Genomic DNA, 20,318 nt, shown 5'->3' with positions numbered 1-20,318 from the left:
CATCGAAAATCTACGGCATGCACATATCTCTTGCGCGCCGGTGCGGCGGATACTGCTCATGAAGGGGATCCCTCGGGAACCCAACCGCCTCAACCCCCGCTCGGTCGGGCTTGCCCCTCAACCGGCTGCCGCCACCTTCTCCCCGCAGGCGGGGAGAAGGGATATGCCGCGCCCGCTTCGCTCCCTCGGCGGGCGGTGAATGCGGGGTTCGGTTGGCGCCGCTTGTCCCTTCTCCCCGCCTGCGGGGAGAAGGTGCCGGCAGGCGGATGAGGGGCATTCGCTCCGCAGAGGAGAAGCCTCGTCAGCTGTCGAGCATCTCGCGCACGGCGACCGCAAGTTGCTTCAGCGAGAAGGGCTTCGGCAGGAAGCCGAACTTCGCGTCGGCCGGCAGATTTCGCGCAAAAGCATCTTCGGCATAGCCGGATACGAAGATGAACTTCAGGTCCGGATACGTCTTGCGCAGCTCGCGCAGCAGCGTCGGCCCGTCCATTTCCGGCATCACGACGTCGGACACGACGATATCCACGGCGCCGTCGAGTTCGTCCATGATCTCCAGCGCTTCGATACCCGATCCCGCTTCGTGAACCGTATAGCCGCGCGTCTCCAGCATGCGCTTGCCGCCGCGCCTGACCGCTTCCTCGTCCTCGACCAGCAGCACGACCGCGGAATCCCCGGTAAGATCGGCAGGCTCGGCCCGAGGCATGGGCACCGCAACCGGTTCGCTCCTCGCCGGCGCCGCGGATTGCGCTGCGGACGCGTCCTCATCCTGCGTTTCGGGAATGTCGACATGGCGCGGCAGCAGGATGCGGAAGGTTGTCCCGCTACCGATCTCCGACTCGGGATAGATATAGCCGCCGGACTGCTTCACGATGCCGTAAACCATCGACAGTCCGAGCCCGGTGCCCTTGCCGACATCCTTCGTGGTGAAGAAGGGCTCGAAAATCTTGTCCATGATTTCCGGCGGAATGCCGGTACCCTGGTCGGACACCTCGACCATGACGAAGTCTTCCTCGGGCAGTTCGCGCCGTCCAAGCGCCGCCACTTCGCTCGCCGGCAGATTGCGTGTCCTAAGCGTGATGATCCCGCCGGCAGGCATGGCGTCGCGGGCATTGACGGCGAGGTTCAGGAGCACCTGTTCGAACTGGCCGAGGTCCGTCTTGACCGGCCAGAGATCGCGGCCGTAGTCCACCTCGACCTTGACGTTGGTGCCGGTCATCCGGTCGACGAGCATCCTGAGATCGCCGATAACGTCGGTGAGATTGAGCACCGTCGGACGCATCGTCTGCTTGCGCGAGAAGGCGAGCAGTTGCCGCACGAGCACGGCTGCCCGGTTGGCGTTACGCTTGATCTCCATCAGATCCGCAAAGGTCGCATCCGCCGGCCGCGCCGACAGCAGGAGATGGTCGGCGGAAAGCAGGATGGCCGTCAGGACATTGTTGAAATCATGGGCGATGCCGCCGGCGAGCGTTCCGACGGCATTCATCTTCTGCGTCTGCGCCATCTGGTTTTCGAGCGCCTTCTGCTCGGTGATCTCCAGGGCGTAGATGATCGCAGCCTCCTCGGGCGCCTGATCGCTCTGGTCGATGACTGCATTGACATAGAAGCGGAAGTGACGCCCCTCATCCTTGGGATGAAGCGCGTCGATCGGTGCGATATCGCTCTGCCGGTCCTTCGCGGCAGCCAGCGACTCCTGCAGACGCCCTCTTTCGGACTGATGCACGACAGCGTCGATCAGCGCCCCGCGCTCGACCTCGTCCTGCGAAACGAGCCCGGCGAAGAGCTTCATGAACGGAGCGTTGGTTCTGAGAATGCGGCCGTTTCCATCCACCGAGGCGATTGCCATGGGCGTGTTGTTGAAGAAGCGGGTGAACCGCATCGCGGCATTCGACGCCGACTGATCGCCATCGTCGCCTTCCCGGGACATCACGATCGTCCGGCTTTCGCCTGGCGCACCGTCCCGCGCTGAGGAAACGCGATGAATCAAGCGTACCGGCAGGCTCTGGCCGTTGGCCTTTCTGAGATCGAGGTCCAGGATCTTGGTCTTCTTGAGACCGGGCTCCGCCTGTACCGATTGTACGAGCGCCAGCCCCTCGCCCGCGACCAGATCGGCAATGCTGACGGAGCCGGGCTGGAACTTCGTCAGGTCGATTCCGAGCCAATCGGCGAGCGTCGCGTTGATATAGAAGATCTCGCCCTTTCGCCCGGCGGAGAAGAAGCCCGCGGGTGCGTGGTCGAGATAGTCGATCGCGTTCTGCAGCTCCTTGAAGAAGCGCTCCTGCTCGTCGCGCTCGGCGGTAATATCCGCGATCTGCCACAGGTAGAGCGGATTGCTGCCCGCATCCTCGAGCGGCAATACCCGCGCCTTCAGCCGATACCAATGGGCGCCGGAGCCAGCCACCTTGCCGTTCGCCAGAGGTTTCAGCAGCCGGAACTCCTCGTGACCCTGCTTGCCCTCATGCAGACCGTTGGTCAGGCGATAGATCGCTTCCGTCGCCTCGCGGTTGCGCGACAGGATCGTTTCGAGCGACTGAATGCCTGCCGCGCTCTTGGTGCCGGTCAGGGCACCATAGGCGGCGTTGGCATAGATGATGCGCCCCTTGCGGTCGGTCACGATCGTCCCGTCTTCATGCGCGTCGAGGAAGGCGCGCGCCAGTTCGTCCGGCCGCGATTGCGGCATCACCTCGATAAAGCCGATGACGGAAGAAACGAGGAAGAATATGCCCACCATGGCCAGCACGCCGAGAATACCGAGCACGATCTCGTTTTCGAGCTGGTCCTTGAAGACGACGAAAGCGGCGGCCGACGCGGTGAGGACGATCGCAAGCAGGATGATCCTGAGGATGGTTCCCGGACGAACGCCCCGGTCAACGACCGGCATCTGGTAGTCACCTGCCTGCCGCAATTTCGTCATCGGGTCCTCACCTGCTGCCGGGTCGCATCGAACGCGATCCCGAGCGCTTGCAGTGCCGTACATCCCCGTGGATGCACAAGGGCCGCTGCAATACTTTGAATTGCCGCATGATTTATCCCCCAATCCGTTTCCGGTTAAGGAACCATGCGGTGGCCGGGTCCGAAGGCATCGTCGCGAAATCGATGGCCGCCCTCGGCGCTTTCGCGCATCGACCTGGAATCATCTTTAACAATCAGAGATAACAGCAAAAAGCGTCTCTGCGGAAGCGCTGCGGTCAATTCACAGGGAATGTCGGGCCGAAGCTTGTCCAAGCCCGAAAAAAGCCGTCAAATGTTGCCATGCGAAGCGGCAGTAAGGAGTTCAGCCTATGATGGAAACAATCCTCGGGGACAACGCCAGCCGGTTCATGATCGCGGCCGGAGCGGTTGCGATCGGTCTCTTGTGCCTCGTGGCCGTGCTTCGGCTCATGCGCAACAAGCCCTCCTCTCCCTTCGTCCGCGGCGGCAAGAACAGACAGCCGCGGCTTGCGGTGCTCGATGCCGCCGCAGTCGACACGCGTCGGCGCCTGGTGCTCGTCCGCCGCGACGACGTCGAACACCTGATCATGATCGGCGGCCCGACGGACATCGTGATCGAAAGCCGCATCGCGCCCGAGGGAGAAAACCCGGTTCCGGCCACGCTTCAGGCGGAGCCGGAAGAAAAGACGACCCGCGCCCCGATTGCGGAAGTCCGGCCCCGGCCTGTTCCTTCCCCTGTCCCGCCCGAGCCCCCTCTCCCGACGGAAGCTGCGGCCGAACCCGTGCGGCAACCGGCGCGCCCGAGTGAGCCGCCGCGGGTCGCCGCGCGCCCGGAGCCTCCAGTGCGCGTGGTCCCGGATCAGCAGCAGGCCCCCGCACTCGGCTCGTCGCAGCCGCAGCAGGTCTCCAGGCCTCTACCTGCACCTCACATTCCGCCCGTATCCGCCATCGAGCCGTCGCATACCGATTTCGGCGCGGTGCGTGACCGCCCGCTTCCGGTGGAGCCCGCGGCTCGCGACGAGCGCCCCGTCCCGCTTACGGCGATCGAACCGGTAAAGGGCATGCCGGGCCAATCTCTCCCGCCTCGGCCCGCCGCGCCGGAAGCAGCCGCAGAATTCGAGCGCATGCTCGATGCGGAAATCAGCGGCGATCTCCAACGCTTCACACCTTCGGGGCCGCCGCGTCCGGAGATCAGGCCCGCCGGTCGCCAGGAACCGGTACTCGGATCGCCCTCGCAGGACACCCGCAAGGAGCCGACGATCGAAGAGGAGATGGAAAGGATGCTCGCCGATATCTCCGTGAGCCGCAAATTGTAATTCGTACATCCCGGAACAACGCATCGATGCACAAATGAAAACGGCGCGGTCGAACCGCGCCGTTTTCGATAGTCCCAACGATGTCCCCGGACTTATTCGTCCCGGTAGACCTTCTCGCGACGCTCGTGACGTTCCTGCGCCTCGATCGAGAGAGTTGCGATCGGTCGGGCGTCCAGGCGCTTCAGTCCGATCGGCTCCCCGGTTTCCTCGCAGTATCCGTAGGTGCCTTCATCGAGCCGCTGCAACGCGGCATCGATCTTGGCAATCAACTTCCGCTGACGGTCCCGAGCGCGCAATTCGATCGCCCGGTCCGTTTCGGATGAGGCGCGGTCCGCAAGATCAGGATGATTGGCGCTCTCCTCCGCCAGGTGATCCAGTGTCTCGCGGGCTTCGCGAAGGATGTCGTTTCTCCAGGCATTCAGCTTCGCACGAAAGTATGCCCGGTGGTTCGCATTCATAAAATCCTCGTCCTCCGACAGGACATAGGTACTAAGATCGATCTTCTCACTCAACGCGATTCTCCTGAAGAACATCTCATTGCGGCGGTGTATAGACCTATGGAAGCTCTGATTCAAGCCTTGTAATCAGTGCTTAACTGCATTTTAACACTGCCCGCATCGCAGGCTAACCGGCTAATATTTCATCACAATTACACGCATAGTCTTAAACGCCGAAACACCGCTCACCGCCGACGGCGCCAGCCGTTTGACGTTCCATGGGCGAGCAAGGCGGCGTTTCGGATTGCGACATTTGGTGCGCGACGGGCGTCGGTTCAATGGGCCCGCCGGATCAAAAAACCGCGAAGCGCGGCTTGATCTTTACGCCGACCGGCGGGACAACGGAGCATCCGCAAGGCGTTTCGAGCCGTCGGCACGACGGACGCCACCATCCTGGGGATTTCCAACACCGGGTGAATACATGCAAGACAGCGTCGTCCCGGCCTTCCAGCTTCTGCTGCTTCGCCATGCCCGATCGGGCTGGGCTCTGCCCGGCCAGAGCGACTTCGATCGCGCACTCGACGATGTCGGCTTTGCGGAGGCGGAACTGACGGCACAATCCGCAGCCGACCATCGCATCAGGCCGGACCTGATCCTTTGCTCGACAGCCGTCCGCTGCCGGCAGACGGCCGAACCGCTATACCGCGCATTTGACGAAGATATCGACATTCGTTACCTCGACACACTCTATACCGGACCCACAACCGTCTATGCCGACCTTGTCGAGGCACATGCGAGCCGACCCTCGCTGATGATCATCGGGCACAATCCGATGATGGAGGAGCTCTTTCGACGAACTCTGGGTGAAGAACGGGCAGCTGCGGCACTCGCTGACGGATATCCGCCGGCCGGAATGGCGGTGATCGATTTTGCGGCGCGGCCGAAAGCCGGAACAGCATGGACCGCGACACTTTCGAAGTTCCTCGTTCCCGCCCCTGAAGAAGCCGAGAAAGGATGAGGCCTTGCCAGCCGCTTCCGCCTGCGGAAACGGCGAATTCGCTTCGCGTTGTTGCGCTGACGGAAACATTTCCTATATCGCTCCAGACGCTACGCGGATGCCCGCGCCCCGGTTGGGATATCGGCAAATCAACCGTACCGCTCATCATTCCCGAAGGGACGAAAGAATTTGGCGCCCATTCTCACCAGCTTCAAAGACGACGCGCTGATCGCCCTGGACAATCTCGCCGACCGCGCAGCGGGTCTCGTCACCCCGTCCGTCAGGCTCGGCGTCACCGGCCTTTCGCGGGCCGGCAAAACCGTATTCATCTCGTCGCTCGTCCACAACCTGCTGAACGGAGGGCGGCTGCCGGTTTTCGAACCGGTCCGCTCGGGCCGTGTGTCCAAGATCCGGCTCGAACCGCAGCCCGACGACGCGGTGCCGCGCTTTCAATATGAGGATCACATTGCGGCGCTGGTTCGGGATCGGTCCTGGCCGGATTCGACCAGGGCCATATCGCAGCTTCGGATCACGCTCGATTACGAAAGCGCCAGCGGCTGGAGTCGCCTGCTCTCTCCCGGGCGGCTGTCGATCGACATCGTCGATTACCCCGGCGAATGGCTGCTCGATCTGCCGCTGCTCAGCCAGGACTTCCGGCAGTTCAGCGACGCAACGGTTCAACGCGCGCGCACCGGCATGCGCGCCGAACTGTCGAGCGATTGGTTGGGACTTGCCGACGCGCTCGGAGCTTCGACGCCGGCCGAGGAAGGCAGCGCCCGCCGGCTTGCCGAGAGTTTCACCGCCTATCTCAAGGCCTGCAAGGAGGACGACCGGTCCCTCTCGACCCTGCCGCCTGGCCGGTTCCTCATGCCGGGCGATCTGGAAGGGTCGCCGGCGCTGACCTTCTCGCCGCTCCCCGACTTGCCGCCCGGCCGCGCGCCAAAGGGTTCGCTCTGGGCGATGATGGAGCGACGCTACGAAGCCTACAAGACGCATGTCGTAAAACCGTTCTTCCGCGAACATTTCGCCCGCCTCGACCGCCAGATCGTGCTTGTCGACGCGCTCCAGGCGGTCAACCGCGGCACGGAGGCGCTGAAGGATCTGGAACAGGCTCTGGCAGACGTGCTTGCCTGCTTCCGGCCCGGCGTCAATTCCTGGCTGACCTCGTTCGTTACGCGCAAGATCGACCGCGTACTGATCGCCGCCACCAAGGCCGATCACCTGCACCACGAAAGTCACGACCGGCTCGAACGCATCACGGCTCGCCTCGTCAGCCGGGCGACCGAGCGAATAGGAATGAGCGGCGCGGGCCTTGAGGTCATGGCGCTCGCATCTGTCAGAGCAACGCGCGAGGCAACCGTGGACCACGATGGCCATCGTTTGCCCGTGATCGTCGGAACGCCGATCGCCGGTGAGAAGATCAATGGCGAGATATTCGACGGCGAAAAGAAAACAGCGATATTTCCAGGAGACTTACCGGAAGATCCTGAACTTCTTTTTGAAGCCGTCGACCGCGTCTCCGCATCCGCCCTATCCGCCTCCGCTCCAGAGCAAGCGATGCCGGAACTGAATTTCGTCCGCTTCCGACCGCCGCACCTCGAACAGACGCGCGGCGGATTGAAACTCTCCGTGCCGCATATCCGGCTCGACAGGGCCATGCAGTTCCTGCTCGGAGATCGCCTGGCATGAGTGATGATTTCAACGACCGTCGACGCAGGCCGGCCGCCTTTTCCGTGGAAGCCGAGGAGGCCACCGAACGCGGGATGGAACAGAGGCCGCGGCGCGCACCGGGAAGTTTTAGCGAAAAGGTCGTCATGAAGCCCGATGCCGAGGACCCGTTCATCGGGACCACCGCGGCTGTCGAATCGCTCAACCTGCCGGAAGCAATGCCGCGTCGGCGCCGGCTCTCCTTCGGCAAGATCGCCGCGGGGGCGTTCGGCATCCTCGTTTCGCTTGCGCTCGGGCTTTGGATCGACCGGCTCGTGCGCGATCTCTTTTCGCGCGCCGACTGGCTTGGCTATGGAGCCGTCGCAGTCGTGGCGATCGGCGTCATCGCTTTCCTGATCGTGGTCGCGCGCGAAGTCTTCGGCATGATGCAGCTGACCGCCGTCCAGACGCTGAAGGCCGATCTCGCCGCGGCCGCCGCATCCGGAAAGACGCAAGCCGCGCGCGCTGCGACCGCGAGGCTCGTTCACCTGCTCGCCGGCAATCCCCGGACGGCCAAGGGCCGCGCCCGCTTGGCGGAGACCGAGGGCGACATCATCGATGCACCCCATCTCATCGAACTGACGGAACGTGAATTGCTGGCGCCTCTCGACCGCGAGGCGCGGCGGATCATTCTTGGCGCCGCGAAGCGGGTGTCGATCGTGACTGCCGTCAGTCCCCGCGCTCTCGTGGACCTCGGCTACGTGATCTACGAATCCGCGCGGATGATCCGTGCCATGGCCGAACTCTATGGCGGCCGCCCGGGCACGCTCGGCCTGCTGCGCCTGATGCGCGATGTCATCGCACATCTCGCCGTCACGGGCTCGATCGCCGTCGGCGACAGCCTCATCCAGCAGATCCTCGGCCACGGCCTGGCATCCAAGCTGTCCGCGCGCCTCGGCGAGGGCGTGATCAACGGGCTGATGACGGCGCGCATCGGGATCGCGGCGATGGATCTCTGCAGGCCGATGCCGTTTCGCGCGCTGAAGCGCCCCAGCATCGGCGACTTTCTGGGCGACCTGGCGCCGGGCACCGCACGGTCCGAGGGCTCAGCCGGCTGATCGTCGATCACATCGCCGGCGCCCTGCTCTCTTCGCAAGATAAGGCGGCATGGAAGCCGGAATGAAACCATCCGTTAACCATTTTCACGGCAATGTAGGCGTCAGTTTCCAGCTTGATCCATCAAGGACTGCTCATGCTCTCGCGCCCTTCTCCGATTGTTCGCGGCGTTGCCGTTATCGCGCTTGTCGCCGCCGCGGGCCTTGCGACACCCGCGTTCTCCGGCGCCCGCGACAAGGCGTTCTTCGACAGGATTGCCGGGCAATGGAAAGGCCCGGGCGAAATCGTTGCCGGCAAGTACAAGGGCACGAAGTTTACCTGCGATCTCACCGGTGAAGCGGCCCCCGGAAATGAAGCCGGCCTGAAACTGGACGGTTTCTGCCGCGTCGGGGTGTTCAAGCAGCCGATGTCGGCGACGATCGTTCGGAAGGGCAACAGCTACACTGGAAAGTTCCTGGACGGAGCCGAGGGCAAGGGTCTCGATGTCGTGTCCGGCAGCGTTGCCAAGGACAAGGTGGTCGTCGGGATCAACCGCAAAAAGCTTAATGGTGCGATGATCGCGCGCCTGCAGGGCGAAGAAACCATGAACATCACGATCTCGGTGAAGGTCGAGGACACCATGGTCCCGGTCATCGGCGTGAGCCTCAACCGGCAGATGGACGATATCGCCGTCGGTTCGATCGAGTAGCCACCCTTCCCGACAGATACGCGATCACGGCCTCTCTGCCTATTCCTCCGCGCGCCACCATTCGACGTTTTCGTCGGCCACTTCGATGCCCGTCACATCCGCCCGGCCCAGCCATTCAATGACTGTCCGTCCTTCGACGGCAAGGTCTGCCGCGAAGTCGGCGAGCGGCTTCAGCACGAAGCCCCGTTCGGTCATGCGCGGATGAGGCAGCGTGAGCGTCGCGCTCGCCCTGTTGAGGTCACCGAAGGTCAGGAGATCGATGTCGATGGTTCGGGGACCCCAGCGCTCCATTCTCACGCGCTTCATGGCCCGTTCGATATCGAGACAGGCCGCAAGCAATGCCTCCGGATCCAGCGTCGTTTCGACTTCCGCACAGGCGTTGAAGAACCAATCCTGATCCGTCTTGCCCCATGGCGGCGTGCGGTAGAGCCGCGACACCGCGACGACCCGGCAATCGGACCGCGCGTCGAGCGCCCGCAGGGCTTCTGCCATCGACCGGCGCGGATCGCCGAGATTGCCGCCGAGACCGAGTATCGCGTGCCGCCAGCTCCTATTCGGCGACATGCTCGACCGTGACTTCCACGTAGTCCAGAATGCCCGGAACCGGCGCGTTCGGCTTGCGGATGGAGACTTTCGCTTTGCGAATCTGGCGAAAACGGGCGCAAAGCGTCTTGGCGACCTCAAGCGCCAGCGCTTCGATCAGGTAACGCCGGCGTCCAGTGACGATCCTCTCGATCTCGGCGAAGGCGATGCCGTAATGCACGGTGTCGTCGATGCAGTCCTCGGCAAGCGCCGTCCCCTGATCGACCACGAGTTCCGCATCGACGAAGAAACGCTGCCCGAGGAACTCCTCTTCGTCGAGCACGCCATGGCGGGCAAAGAACGCGCAGTTCTTCAGTGTGATCGTGTAGGTCGCAGTCATGGCTTCATGTCCCGTCAGCTGTTCTTTGCGGCCAGCATAGCATCGGCCACCGCTAACGCATCCCTGTTGATTGCGACATCATGTACCCGAAAAATCGCAGCGCCGGCAGTTCTGAGGAGCGCCGTCGTCGCGGCGGTACCGACGTCGCGGCCTCCCGCCTCCCGGCCGGTCACCGCGCCGACGAAGCGCTTGCGCGACGTTCCGACGAGAAGCGGACGTCGAAACTCATGCAACGCCCGGAAGCGCGCCATCAGTTCGAGGTTCTCGTTCGTGTCCTTCGCGAATCCGAAGCCCGGATCGAGCACGATCCGTTCCCGCGCTACGCCGGCGGCGGCGGCGATCTGCAGGGATCGCTCCAGGAAATGGAACTGATCCTCGATCACATCGCTCAGTTTTTCCCGGTCGCGTCCGGTATGCATGATGCAGAGCCCGGCCCCCGTCTCGGCCGCCACGGTCGCGATCGCCCGCTCGCGCTGGAGCCCGTGCACGTCGTTGACGATGTGGGCGCCGGCGTCAACCGCCAAACGGGCGGTTTCCGCGCGGTAAGTATCGACCGAAATGACGGCCTGGGACTGCCGCGCGATCGCCGTGATAACGGGCAGGATGCGGGCCTGTTCCTCGTCGGCGCTGACCGGTTTGGCGTCCGGGCGCGTGGATTCGCCGCCAATATCCAGGATTTCCGCGCCCGCCTCCAGTGCGCGCAGCGCGGCTCTGACAGCAGCGTCAGGATCAGCGAAGCGCCCGCCGTCGGAAAATGAATCCGGTGTAACATTGATGATCGCCATCAAAACGCCACGCGGGCCCAGTTCGAGATCGCGTCCATGCGCCAAATGCCAGCGAGAAGGCTGAAATGGATCGTATGTCATTGTTCCGGTCCGCAGCTGAACGGCTCGAATTAACCGCCCGTCATGGTGCAAATATATCTTTCGAAAGCAACATCTTATGACGTCTTCCTCACATACCATGCAAGCTTGTCGACGTCGGTTGGGGCCGATTTGTGTTGCGCTGGCTTTGGCTATGCCCCAAGCTTCAATGAAGTTCAACCGGCGAGAACGCGCTTCCATGTCCCGACTACATATCCCGCTGCGTGCAGCCCTGGTCGCATTGCTCGTCGGCGTCCCGTTTGGCAATGCCTCGGGCGAAACACTGATCAGCAAGAGAATCTCCTACTTCTCGATCGGCGGGCGCACGGCCGCAGAACTCGACAAGGCGCTTTCGGCGTCCGGCCCCATGATGAAGAGCACCGGAACGCGGCATCCGGGCGCCACCCGGATCAAGTTCGGCGGCACGGTCACCTATGTCAGTCGCGACGACCGCTGCGCGGTGGGCTCGGCCAAGGTCACGCTCAACACGCGCATCATTCTGCCGCGCTGGAAGTATCGTCGACAGGCGGGTCGCGATCTGGCCTTGGTCTGGGACACGCTGGCGAGCGACATCAAGCGCCACGAGGAACGCCATGCGGAGATCGCGCGCATTCACGCGCGCCAGATGGAAAAGGCGCTGCTTTCATTGAAAGCCGAGGACAGTTGCGAGCGCATGCAGGCCCGGGTAGCGGAAGTGAGCGCCGAGGAAGTCGAGCGGCACGACAAGGACCAGGCGCGCTTCGACCGCACCGAGGCGGCGAATTTCGACCGGCGGATGATCCGGTTGCTGCAATACCGCCTCGAAAGCCTGAAGAAGAACGCCAAGACCCGCTGATCAAGACCTGCTGATGACGTGAGGCAGGCCGTGCATCGCCGCCGCGCGATACGCGGGACCGTGTTTGCTCTTTGGATCGGAATACCCCAAAGAAACGGTAGGATATAAATTCAGCTTCAGAAGAAAGCGCCAGAAACCCACAGTATTTTACTGGCGGAATCTAACGATAGCGAGCAGCAGCCGACTCAGCTATATTAAAATCATGCAACGAGCGGAGGAACCGAAGTTCAACTGCTCGATGAAGTTGACATTGGATTGCGGATCGATACCGAGATCTCGCGTTTTAGTGGCAACCGGCGTGAGTTTGGCTTCGTCGTCTTCGGCTAATGCAGCATTATCCGGGCGATGAGGCAGCACAGGTTCTCCTGGCGTGTCCTGGTGCGGCAGATGTTCCCTCCCTCATCTGCATGCGATGCGCCCTCCTAGCCTCGCTTGTCGATTGACCGGCGAGGCTTTTTTTTTGCGACGATGGCCCTTCGAGCCGGTCAGGCCTGGCGCTCGGGAACATGAACGACGAGCCCATCCAGAGCTTCGCTCATCTTGATCTGACAGGAGAGACGCGAGGTCGGACGCACGTCGTAGGCGAAGTCCAGCATATCCTCTTCCATCGCTTCGGGCGTGCCGACCTGGGCCGCCCAGGCGTCGTCGACATAGACATGACAGGTCGCGCAGGCGCAGGCCCCGCCGCATTCCGCTTCGATCCCGGGGACCGAATTGCGAACCGCATTCTCCATGACCGTGGAGCCGTTCTCGACATCGAGTTCGTGGCGCGCGCCGTCAAAGGCTACGATCGTAAGTTTTGTCATTTCTCTTTCCGGAACGAATTGAAGGGGCCGGCCGGCTGGCACAGGGCTTGTCAGGACTAGGCGGTGCCCCGGCTTTGAATTCAGGGCACGTTCTTCCAACAAATCATCCGGCCAGTCAACACGATGCGGCCCATCCGCACAGCCTCAAATTGCCGCGGCGGTTGGGCAGATCGCGTTTGATGATAGGTTTTAAGGCATCCGGCCCAAAAGTGCGCAGCGGTTTTGGGACAACGACATGCACAATAGCGACAAGCCGCAGCAGCGACCAGATCACGATGTTTTCAGGTCGGGTCGACCTGAAGACATGAACGTGATCGATTCCAAGAAGTTGAGGCGCGGGATGCGGGCGGAAACCGCCCACACTTTTCCTCATCCCGGTCCTGCGCCCGATCAGGGCGTGCTGCAGCTCAACGGCAGAGTTTCAAAACGAAGAGCTCTGCCTCGAGAACGGCAGCGCCGAGAGCGCTCTGCAGTGCAGCGTCGGCGGGACATTTCTCGATGGCGGCTGCAGCCTCGGCGACTGCGACCGCACCGACCGCGAGAGCCGCCCCCTTCAGACGGTGGGCCTCCTGGCTGCAGGCCTCTGCGTCACGCTCCGCCATCTCGGCCATCGCCTGGCGTGCCTGACGGGCGAAGAGCTTCAAAACCTCGATCTCGAGCGCCGTGTCCCCCATCGTCTGTTTGTAGAGATGCGCAAGGTCGATGGGATTCTTGCTGGAGGGAATGGAATTTGCGGGGGTGTCCGGTACCTCGAAGGCTATCTTGAGTGCCGCCATGGGCTCGTTTCCTACAATCGATTTCGCCTAGATCACGATGTTTTTGGGTCGGGTCGACCTAAAAACATCAACGTGATCGTCACCAAGAAATTAGAGCGGGACGCGGGCGGAAAACCGCACACACTTTCCTCATCCCGCTCTAAACAATCGCACCGTTTTCAAACAGGATTATCGGTGCGCGGCACTGCCATTGACCTAAAACGCGGCGCAATGGAGGCAGAAAAATTGAGGAAATGGTTAACGGCCATTAAACCGGCTGATTCCCTTGGCTTTTCGGGTCCGGAGACCGTGTTTCCGTTAAGAAATCATTAGGATTTTAATGAATGGGGAACGCTCATAATTGTAAGAGCCCGGCTAATGTGTCACTACGATACGATTAGGAACGGGTCCGTATATGAAAATGGCAACTGTTCCGGTGGATAAGCTGCGTCACAAGGTGTCGCAGGGCATAGGCTGCGGCTATCCATCGAGGCGATGTAATGGGTGATCAGTCAATCTATGGCTTCATTGCGAAGCTTGGACCTTGCGGTCACCGCCCTGGTTCGGATGTTCTGCTGGGCACCTGGCGGCACAGGAAGACGGCCATCATCGGGCAATAGTAGTGAGGCGTATCCGTATGGCGACGAAGAAGACCAACGAGTCGATCGACGAAAAGGCATTCCAGGCGCTGGAAGCTGCCCTGAAGATCGACTTTGACGACCTGAAGTCGGCCTTGAACGACGAGACTTCCCTGGACGAGCCGGTGCCGGAAAATGTGTCCGAGACCGCCCGGCAGGCCGCCGGATCCGGTGAGGCCCGCGCCGCACGAGCGCAACAGGAAGCTCCGAAGTCCGCGCGCGGCGCGGAAGCACCGCGCAGTTTTGCGAGCGAGATGGCGCCGAAGCAGCCTCCCCTGGCGCCCGCCAACGACGACACGCGCAAATCTCCAGCCGCCATGCTGCGTTCGCTGGAGGTTCGCTCGAGCCGCGCGGCAATCCGGGTCGCTGCCATCATTTCACTGGTCTGGACGGTTGCCGGGCTTGGCGTCGCCCACCTTCTTTATGCGCCCGGGATCTGGCAGATCCGCTCTCTCGGCGATCTCGCGGCCATGCCTGGAGCAATCGGCATCCTGCTCGGCATCGCCCTGCCCGTCATGCTCTTCTTCTCCTTCGCGATCATGATCGCGCGTGCTCAGGAACTGCGCAGCGCCGCGCGTTCGATGGCCGAGGTTGCGATGCGCCTCGCCGAGCCGGAAACCAATGCCGCCGACCGCGTCATGACGGTCGGCCAGGCCGTGCGCCGCGAAGTCTCGGCGATGAACGAGGGCATAGAGCGCACCATCGCCCGGGCGACCGAGCTCGAAGCGCTCGTGCATTCGGAAGTCAGCGCACTCGAGCGCAGCTACAGCGAAAACGAACTGCGTGTCCGCACGCTCGTCCAGGAGCTTGGTCTCGAACGCGAAGCGATCATCGGCCATTCGGATCGGATCCGCACGGCGATCGCTGGCGCGCATACCAAGCTGAAGGACGACCTCGAAACGGCAAGCGAGGACATTGCGTCGCGCATCGCCGTCTCCGGCGAGGCCTTCGCTTCGCTCATCGATACCCGGGCCGCGGCACTTACCGACAAATCGGACCATGCGCTCGAAAATCTGAGCACCATGCTGACCACCCGGACCGACGCGTTGCTTTCGGGCCTGACGACCGCCGGAGTGGCGCTCAGCAACGAATTCGACGCGCGTCTCGATGCACTCAGCGATAACCTGACGCAGCGTGGCGAGCAGTTGCTCAGCCAATTCGAAACCCGTGCCTCGACGCTCGACGCCAATACCGAGAAGCTCAACGCCGCCCTGAACGAACGCGCCCGTCAGCTCAACGAGACGCTGATCGCCCGGACGCGCGATCTCAATGAGAGCCTCAGGATAGGCCAGCAGGCGATTTCCGGCGGCCTCGACGACGTGCTTTCCTCGCTCAACTCGGCCCTTGACGAAAAGGGAGCGAGCTTCCGCCAAAGCCTCAAGTCGAGCGCCGACGACGCCATCATGGATCTCGATCTGCGCGGCGGCTTTTTCGAGGAAAAGCTGCAGACGACGGTCGGCCAATTGGCAAGCGCCTTCGACGAACGCTTCCACGAATTTGCAAGCGCCTTCGACAAGCGGGCGAGCCAGCTCGACACCAAGCTCATGGAAAGCCTCCACCGGATCAACGAGACCGTTTCCGGCGGCTCGGAGGCCATCGGCGGCGCCCTTGACAGCAGTGTGGACAAGATCAATTCGGCGCTTTCCGAGCAGTCGCTCACCCTGGCAACGGCGCTCGGCGCGACGCAGGACTTCATCGAGGAGACGATCGGCAGCCGCACCTCCGAGCTCAGCAGCCTGATCGGCAACGCGCACAACCGCATCGAGAGCGTACTTTCGGACAAGACCGGTTCGCTGATGGGCGCCCTGACCGAAGCGCAGGAGCGCATCGAAAACGGCTTCGGCCAGCGCGCCGATGCGCTAGCCAACGCGCTGACGACGAGCGAACGAAGCCTGACGGACGGACTCGACTCCCGTACGTCCGCCTTCATCGAGGGCCTGCAGTCTGCTCATGCCCGCATCGAGCAGACCCTTACCGGCTCCACCGACGAAATCACGAGCGCGATCGCCGCGAGCCAGCATCGCCTCGACAACACGCTTTCGGAGCGTACGGCTGCACTGTCGACCGCCCTCACCTCCGGAGCAAGCGTCATTGAAAGTGCCGTCGGCGGCACCGCAGACCGGCTGGAGCGCGTCCTCTCAGAGCGCGGCCAGACGATTACCGACGCGCTGTCCACCCAGACCGCAGCGCTCGACGGCGTGCTCGCCGAACGCGCGACGCAGATCAACTCCACCATGTCGGCCCGCGCCAGCGAAATGGCTGACTCGCTCAGCCGTCATGCAGAGGACGTCGCAGACAGCCTGACTTTCCGCGCCATGGCGGTCGCCGAGACCATGACCGACCGCGTCGGCGAGATCGAGAACAAGCTTTCGCAGAGCGTCTCCGAAGTCGCCGAAAACCTGGGCGGTCGCGTCAGCCTGATCGCCGATACGCTCACCGATACCAGCGCCCGCATCGCCGAGGACCTGAGCAGCCGCGTCGGAAAGATTTCCGAGACGCTGGCCGGCACCAGCGCCGAGATTGCGGAGGCGCTTACCGCCCGCACGTCGGAAGCAACGGCTTCGCTTGCAGGAAAAGCGGCCGAGATCGAACAGACGCTCACCGGCAGGGCCTCACACCTGCGCGATACGCTGACGACGACGCACGACCAGATCCGCTCGACGCTCGACGACCGGATCACCGCGATCAACCTTGCCGTCGGCCAGGGCCGCGAGCAGCTGGAAGAGCTGCTCTCGGATCAGTCGATGGCGATGGCGACGACGCTGGCGACCAGCGCCAGCATGCTTGAAATGTCGTTGGAAGAGCGCCAGGCCTCGATTGCCGGAGCGATCGAGCGCAGCACCGAGGCGCTCGCCGCCCGCACGTCGGAAGCAACCGCGTCGCTTGCCGACAAGGCGACCGAGATCGATCGGACGCTCTCCGGCAAGGCCGCGCAACTGCGCGACACGCTGGCGACGACCCATGAGCAATTGCGCACGACACTTGACGATCGGATCAACACCATCAACCTGTCGGTTGGCCAGGGACGCGAGCGGCTCGAAGAGTTGCTGTCCGACCAGTCGATAGCGATGGCCACTACTCTGGCGACCAGCGCCAGCATGCTCGAAATGTCGCTCGAGGAGCGCCAGGCATCGATCGCCGGAGCGATCGATCGCAGCGCTGAGGCGCTCGACTCCCGCATGCGCTCGACGACGGGCGAGATTGCCGAACGCCTGGCCGAAACAGCCGATCAGATCAGTCTGGCGGCCGACACGCTCACCAACCGCGTCGACATTTCGATCAGCGGCGTCAATAGCCGCCTCGACGAAACCGGCGCTCGCATCGAGACAAGCCTCGGTTCGCTCGAAGAACGCATCCGCGGCAGCGTCGGCGACGTCGACGCCATTCTCGGCGAAACCGGCGCCCGCATCGAAACAAGCCTCGGCTCCCTGGAAGAACGTATCCGCGGCAGCGTCGGCGACGTCGACGCCATTCTCGGTGATACCGGCGCCCGCATCGAAACGAGCCTCGGCTCCCTCGAAGAGCGCATCCGCGACAGCGTCGGCAGCGTCAATGCCATCGTCGACAATGCCGGCCAGCGGATCGCCGACAGTCTCGGTGAGCGCGCAGGCGAGATCGACCGGATCAGCGAGGCAGCGGCAACGCGCATATCGACTGCCATCGAAGCCGGCACCGGCCGGATCGAGGAGCGGCTCGGCACGATGGATCGGGCCCTCAATATCGGCCTCGACAACGTAAACCGCACGATCGAGGGGAAAGCCGCCGCGCTCGTCACCAGCCTGCGTGGTGCCGTCAGCGACGCCACCCAGGAGATCGACGCGGAAGCCGCCCGCTCGGCCGGGCTCCTGTCCAAGGCGGGCGCGGATTTCGCCGGCGCGCTCGCGGCGAGCAACGCCGAATTTGCATCGTCGATCGAACAAACCGCATCGGCCACGGCCGCACGCCACGCCGATCTCGCCCGCTCGGTCGCGGAGGCCGCGGACACGGCGACCGCCCGACTGGCCTCGACCAACAGCCAGATCGCGACCCATGCCAAGAGCATTCAGCAGAGCCTGACCGAGGCGGAGAAAGCGCTCGATGCGCGCGGTCAGTCCATCCGCAGCACGCTCGACGAAAGCACCCGCGAACTCAACTCGATGCTCGCCGGGCGCTCGATGGAATTGTCGCGTCTTCTCGACGAGCAGGCTCGCCCGGTTATCGAACAATATGCCGCTACCGGCAAGGAGGCGGCCGAGCGCATCGCTTCCCTCACCCAGGAAAGCGCCGACCGCCTGCGTGCCGAAAACGCCGCGCTCATCAACGCCATCACCGAACGGACCGGCGAGACGCTCGACGCCATCTCGTTGCGTGCGGAAGAGACCGCCAAGGCGATGAAGATGGTCGAGAACCGGCTGCAATCGACGGCCATGGGCCTGATCGACCAGCTTGCGTCAAGCAATTCGGCGATCGCCACGGTCATCGACCAGGCGAGCGGCAATCTCGGAGATATGGACCAGCGGCTCGAGGCGACCGCCGCAAAGGTCTCGGAGACCGCGCGGCAAGCCTCCGACATGCTTTCCACCTCGACCCGCCTGATCGAAGGCAAAGTCGACAAGCTGTCGGACATTTCCTCCTCGACATTGTCGCAGATCGGCGGCATCGTCGGCCGCTTCGAAGACCATTCGAAGGTTCTCGGACAGGCTTCCGACCTCCTCGCCGCCGCCCAGTCGAACCTGGTCAGCACACTCGAAGAGCGCCAGGACGCTCTCCGGACGCTGTCTGTCGGGCTCGTCCAGCGTTCGGAGGAGATCGAGCGGACCATGCGGGCACTCGAGGGCTTCGTCGACGGCGCGTTCCAACGCGCTGAGGAACGCTCCGGCCAGGTTGCCGGCAATCTGCGCAGTGGCATCCAATCCTCCTTCTCCGATGTGGGCCGACTGCTGTCGAACACCGAACAGCGGGCAACCGAAGCTGCCGAAGCCCTGCGCGATACGCTTGTGAAGGCGAGCGATGAAGCTGCCGCTTCGGTCGAAGGGGTCTTCTCGCAGGCCGAAGAACGCTCACGCCAGATCGCCGACAGGCTGCGCTCCGGCGTCGAAACGTCCTTCGCCGACGCAAACAAGACGCTTTCGCAGGTGGAGGGACGTGCACTCAGCGCGTCCGAGGCCCTGCGTCAAGTCATGGCAAAGACCGGCGAGGAAGCCGGCCAGGCGCTCGAAGGAGCGTTCGCCTCCGTGGAAGAGCGTGCCAAGGACGCCGCGTCGCGGCTGCGCGGCACTATCGGTGCCTCGGTTTCCGACGTCGAGCGCATGCTGGCGGAGAGCGGCAAGAAGTCCGACGGCGTCGCGGCGCAGCTGCGCGAAGCAGTCCGCCAGGCGATCGAAGATGCGATCGGCCGTTTCAACGGCGCAACCGACGACATCCGTCGTTCCGCCGGCGAAATCCGCAAGGAACTCGACATGACCCGCGAAGAATTGAAGCGCGGTGCTTTCGACCTTCCGGAAGAGGCCAAGGAAAATGCCGCGCTGATGCGGCGCGCCGTCGGCGAGCAGATCAAGGCGCTGCAGGAATTGTCCGAGATCATCGGCAAGTCGTCCTCGCAGCTCGAAGTCGCCCAGCCGGTTCGCCAGCAGGAAGCCCCCGCTGCCCCGGCCGCCCGCGTCGTCGCCCCACAAGCCGCCGCACCGCAAGTCGCCGCGCCGCAGCCTGCCGCACCTCAGCCGGCCCCGAATGCCGCTCTGCGCGGAAGCCTGGGCATAGAGCAGGCCACCCGTCCGCTGCAGCCTGCCCGGCCGCCGGCAACGGAGGAACGTGCCGAAGAAGGCGGCGGCTGGATGCGCGATCTCCTGCGCGCCGCGTCCCGCGAGGAAGAGCCCGCAGCAGCACGGCCGCGGTCGGCGGAAAGCCAGCCGGTCGCAAAGGCCGGGGACAGCCGCAACCCCCGCCATGTGGTCGAGTCGCTGAATTCGCTCTCGGTGGACATTGCGCGCGCGATCGACCACGACGCTTCCGTCGAGCTTTGGCGGCGCTATCAGCGCGGCGAACGGGACGTCTTCACCCGCCGGCTCTACACGCTGAAAGGGCAGCAGACCTTCGACGAGATCAAGCGCAAATACGATCGCGAGCCGGAGTTCCGCACCGCCGTCGACCGGTATATCGCCGATTTCGAGAAGCTGCTCGCCGATGTGGCGCGCAACGATCCGGATAAGCGCATCACGCAGACCTATCTGACGTCCGATACCGGCAAGGTCTACACCATGCTTGCCCACGCGGCAGGGCGCTTCAGCTGACACGCAATCGGTCTCTCGGGAACGGCCTCGTCGCAAGACGGGGCCGTTTTTTATTGGGTTAGCGCGGATGAGGAAAAGTGTATGCGGTCTTTGACCCGCAT

At 63.4% G+C, this 20,318-nt stretch carries 15 protein-coding genes; 7 read left to right on the top strand and 8 right to left on the bottom strand.

The genetic code is table 11. The features are described from left to right. Positions 1 to 301: 301 nt before the first annotated feature. Positions 302 to 2,911, bottom strand: a complete 2,610-nt coding sequence (cckA, locus tag M1D43_RS04090) for a cell cycle histidine kinase CckA (RefSeq protein WP_003532998.1) — start codon at positions 2,909 to 2,911, stop codon at positions 302 to 304. 367 nt (positions 2,912 to 3,278) lie between these two features. On the opposite strand from cckA, the gene M1D43_RS04085 reads away from it, so the two are divergent. After that, complete coding sequence (locus M1D43_RS04085; RefSeq protein ID WP_027990910.1) at positions 3,279 to 4,244, top strand: flagellar biosynthetic protein FliO; 966 nt, start codon at positions 3,279 to 3,281, stop codon at positions 4,242 to 4,244. A 92-nt stretch (positions 4,245 to 4,336) separates the two neighbouring features. Here M1D43_RS04085 and dksA read toward each other — a convergent pair whose 3' ends face one another. Beyond that, positions 4,337 to 4,756: an RNA polymerase-binding protein DksA gene (dksA, locus tag M1D43_RS04080; RefSeq protein ID WP_003532995.1), complete on the bottom strand. Its 420-nt coding sequence runs from the start codon at positions 4,754 to 4,756 to the stop codon at positions 4,337 to 4,339. 406 nt (positions 4,757 to 5,162) lie between these two features. On the opposite strand from dksA, the gene M1D43_RS04075 reads away from it, so the two are divergent. The 4 genes from M1D43_RS04075 to M1D43_RS04060 all read left to right on the top strand — a co-directional run bounded on the left by M1D43_RS04075 (position 5,163) and on the right by M1D43_RS04060 (position 9,129). After that, positions 5,163 to 5,699, top strand: a complete 537-nt coding sequence (locus M1D43_RS04075; protein ID WP_153315058.1) for a SixA phosphatase family protein — start codon at positions 5,163 to 5,165, stop codon at positions 5,697 to 5,699. A 168-nt stretch (positions 5,700 to 5,867) separates the two neighbouring features. Beyond that, positions 5,868 to 7,367, top strand: a complete 1,500-nt coding sequence (locus M1D43_RS04070; RefSeq protein ID WP_153315060.1) for a YcjX family GTP-binding protein — start codon at positions 5,868 to 5,870, stop codon at positions 7,365 to 7,367. Beyond that, positions 7,364 to 8,443: a YcjF family protein gene (locus M1D43_RS04065; protein ID WP_153315062.1), complete on the top strand. Its 1,080-nt coding sequence runs from the start codon at positions 7,364 to 7,366 to the stop codon at positions 8,441 to 8,443. The genes M1D43_RS04070 and M1D43_RS04065 overlap by 4 nt, the downstream gene beginning before the upstream one ends. A 134-nt stretch (positions 8,444 to 8,577) precedes the next feature. Then, positions 8,578 to 9,129 (top strand): hypothetical protein, encoded by a 552-nt coding sequence (locus M1D43_RS04060; protein WP_003532990.1) that lies wholly within the window; start codon positions 8,578 to 8,580, stop codon positions 9,127 to 9,129. A gap of 39 nt (positions 9,130 to 9,168) precedes the next feature. On the opposite strand, the gene folK is transcribed toward M1D43_RS04060, so the two are convergent. From folK to folP, 3 genes are read right to left on the bottom strand one after another with little or no spacing between them, the layout of a single operon-like run. Beyond that, positions 9,169 to 9,693, bottom strand: coding sequence for a 2-amino-4-hydroxy-6-hydroxymethyldihydropteridine diphosphokinase (folK, locus tag M1D43_RS04055; RefSeq protein WP_153315064.1), 525 nt, complete (start codon positions 9,691 to 9,693; stop codon positions 9,169 to 9,171). Then, positions 9,680 to 10,051 carry a dihydroneopterin aldolase gene (folB, locus tag M1D43_RS04050; protein ID WP_003532985.1) on the bottom strand — a complete coding sequence of 124 codons (372 nt, stop codon included), beginning with the start codon at positions 10,049 to 10,051 and terminating at the stop codon, positions 9,680 to 9,682. Before folB ends, folK begins: the two co-directional genes overlap by 14 nt. A gap of 14 nt (positions 10,052 to 10,065) precedes the next feature. Continuing rightward, complete coding sequence (gene folP, locus M1D43_RS04045; protein WP_153315070.1) at positions 10,066 to 10,917, bottom strand: dihydropteroate synthase; 852 nt, start codon at positions 10,915 to 10,917, stop codon at positions 10,066 to 10,068. Positions 10,918 to 11,113: 196 nt separating this feature from the next. Between folP and M1D43_RS04040 the strand changes: the two genes are divergently transcribed. Then, complete coding sequence (locus M1D43_RS04040; protein ID WP_003532981.1) at positions 11,114 to 11,749, top strand: DUF922 domain-containing Zn-dependent protease; 636 nt, start codon at positions 11,114 to 11,116, stop codon at positions 11,747 to 11,749. A 189-nt stretch (positions 11,750 to 11,938) separates the two neighbouring features. On the opposite strand, the gene M1D43_RS04035 is transcribed toward M1D43_RS04040, so the two are convergent. The 3 genes from M1D43_RS04035 to M1D43_RS04025 all read right to left on the bottom strand — a co-directional run bounded on the left by M1D43_RS04035 (position 11,939) and on the right by M1D43_RS04025 (position 13,331). After that, entirely contained in the window at positions 11,939 to 12,106 is a 168-nt protein-coding gene (locus M1D43_RS04035) for a hypothetical protein (RefSeq protein ID WP_010969489.1), read from the bottom strand. Between the two features lie 128 nt (positions 12,107 to 12,234). After that, positions 12,235 to 12,555, bottom strand: a complete 321-nt coding sequence (locus M1D43_RS04030; protein WP_003532979.1) for a 2Fe-2S iron-sulfur cluster-binding protein — start codon at positions 12,553 to 12,555, stop codon at positions 12,235 to 12,237. A 407-nt stretch (positions 12,556 to 12,962) separates the two neighbouring features. Then, on the bottom strand, positions 12,963 to 13,331 hold the full coding sequence (locus tag M1D43_RS04025) for an Hpt domain-containing protein (protein WP_003532977.1): 369 nt from the start codon (positions 13,329 to 13,331) through the stop codon (positions 12,963 to 12,965). Positions 13,332 to 13,947: 616 nt separating this feature from the next. On the opposite strand from M1D43_RS04025, the gene M1D43_RS04020 reads away from it, so the two are divergent. Beyond that, positions 13,948 to 20,217: an apolipoprotein A-IV repeat region-like domain-containing protein gene (locus tag M1D43_RS04020; protein WP_153315068.1), complete on the top strand. Its 6,270-nt coding sequence runs from the start codon at positions 13,948 to 13,950 to the stop codon at positions 20,215 to 20,217. Positions 20,218 to 20,318: the final 101 nt, after the last annotated feature.

It is taken from the genome of Ensifer sp. R1-3 (genome assembly GCF_056739175.1).
This window is presented reverse-complemented; position numbering and strand designations above follow the sequence as displayed.

Bases quoted from the DNA above. Each gene is read 5' to 3' on its own strand.
- cckA (WP_003532998.1), bottom strand. From the start codon at position 2,911: ATGACGAAATTGCGGCAGGCAGGTGACTACCAGATGCCGGTCGTTGAC.
- M1D43_RS04085 (WP_027990910.1), top strand. From the start codon at position 3,279: ATGATGGAAACAATCCTCGGGGACAACGCCAGCCGGTTCATGATCGCG.
- M1D43_RS04075 (WP_153315058.1), top strand. From the start codon at position 5,163: ATGCAAGACAGCGTCGTCCCGGCCTTCCAGCTTCTGCTGCTTCGCCAT.
- M1D43_RS04065 (WP_153315062.1), top strand. From the start codon at position 7,364: ATGAGTGATGATTTCAACGACCGTCGACGCAGGCCGGCCGCCTTTTCC.
- M1D43_RS04060 (WP_003532990.1), top strand. From the start codon at position 8,578: ATGCTCTCGCGCCCTTCTCCGATTGTTCGCGGCGTTGCCGTTATCGCG.
- folK (WP_153315064.1), bottom strand. From the start codon at position 9,693: ATGTCGCCGAATAGGAGCTGGCGGCACGCGATACTCGGTCTCGGCGGC.
- folB (WP_003532985.1), bottom strand. From the start codon at position 10,051: ATGACTGCGACCTACACGATCACACTGAAGAACTGCGCGTTCTTTGCC.
- folP (WP_153315070.1), bottom strand. From the start codon at position 10,917: ATGACATACGATCCATTTCAGCCTTCTCGCTGGCATTTGGCGCATGGA.
- M1D43_RS04040 (WP_003532981.1), top strand. From the start codon at position 11,114: ATGTCCCGACTACATATCCCGCTGCGTGCAGCCCTGGTCGCATTGCTC.
- M1D43_RS04030 (WP_003532979.1), bottom strand. From the start codon at position 12,555: ATGACAAAACTTACGATCGTAGCCTTTGACGGCGCGCGCCACGAACTC.
- M1D43_RS04025 (WP_003532977.1), bottom strand. From the start codon at position 13,331: ATGGCGGCACTCAAGATAGCCTTCGAGGTACCGGACACCCCCGCAAAT.
- M1D43_RS04020 (WP_153315068.1), top strand. From the start codon at position 13,948: ATGGCGACGAAGAAGACCAACGAGTCGATCGACGAAAAGGCATTCCAG.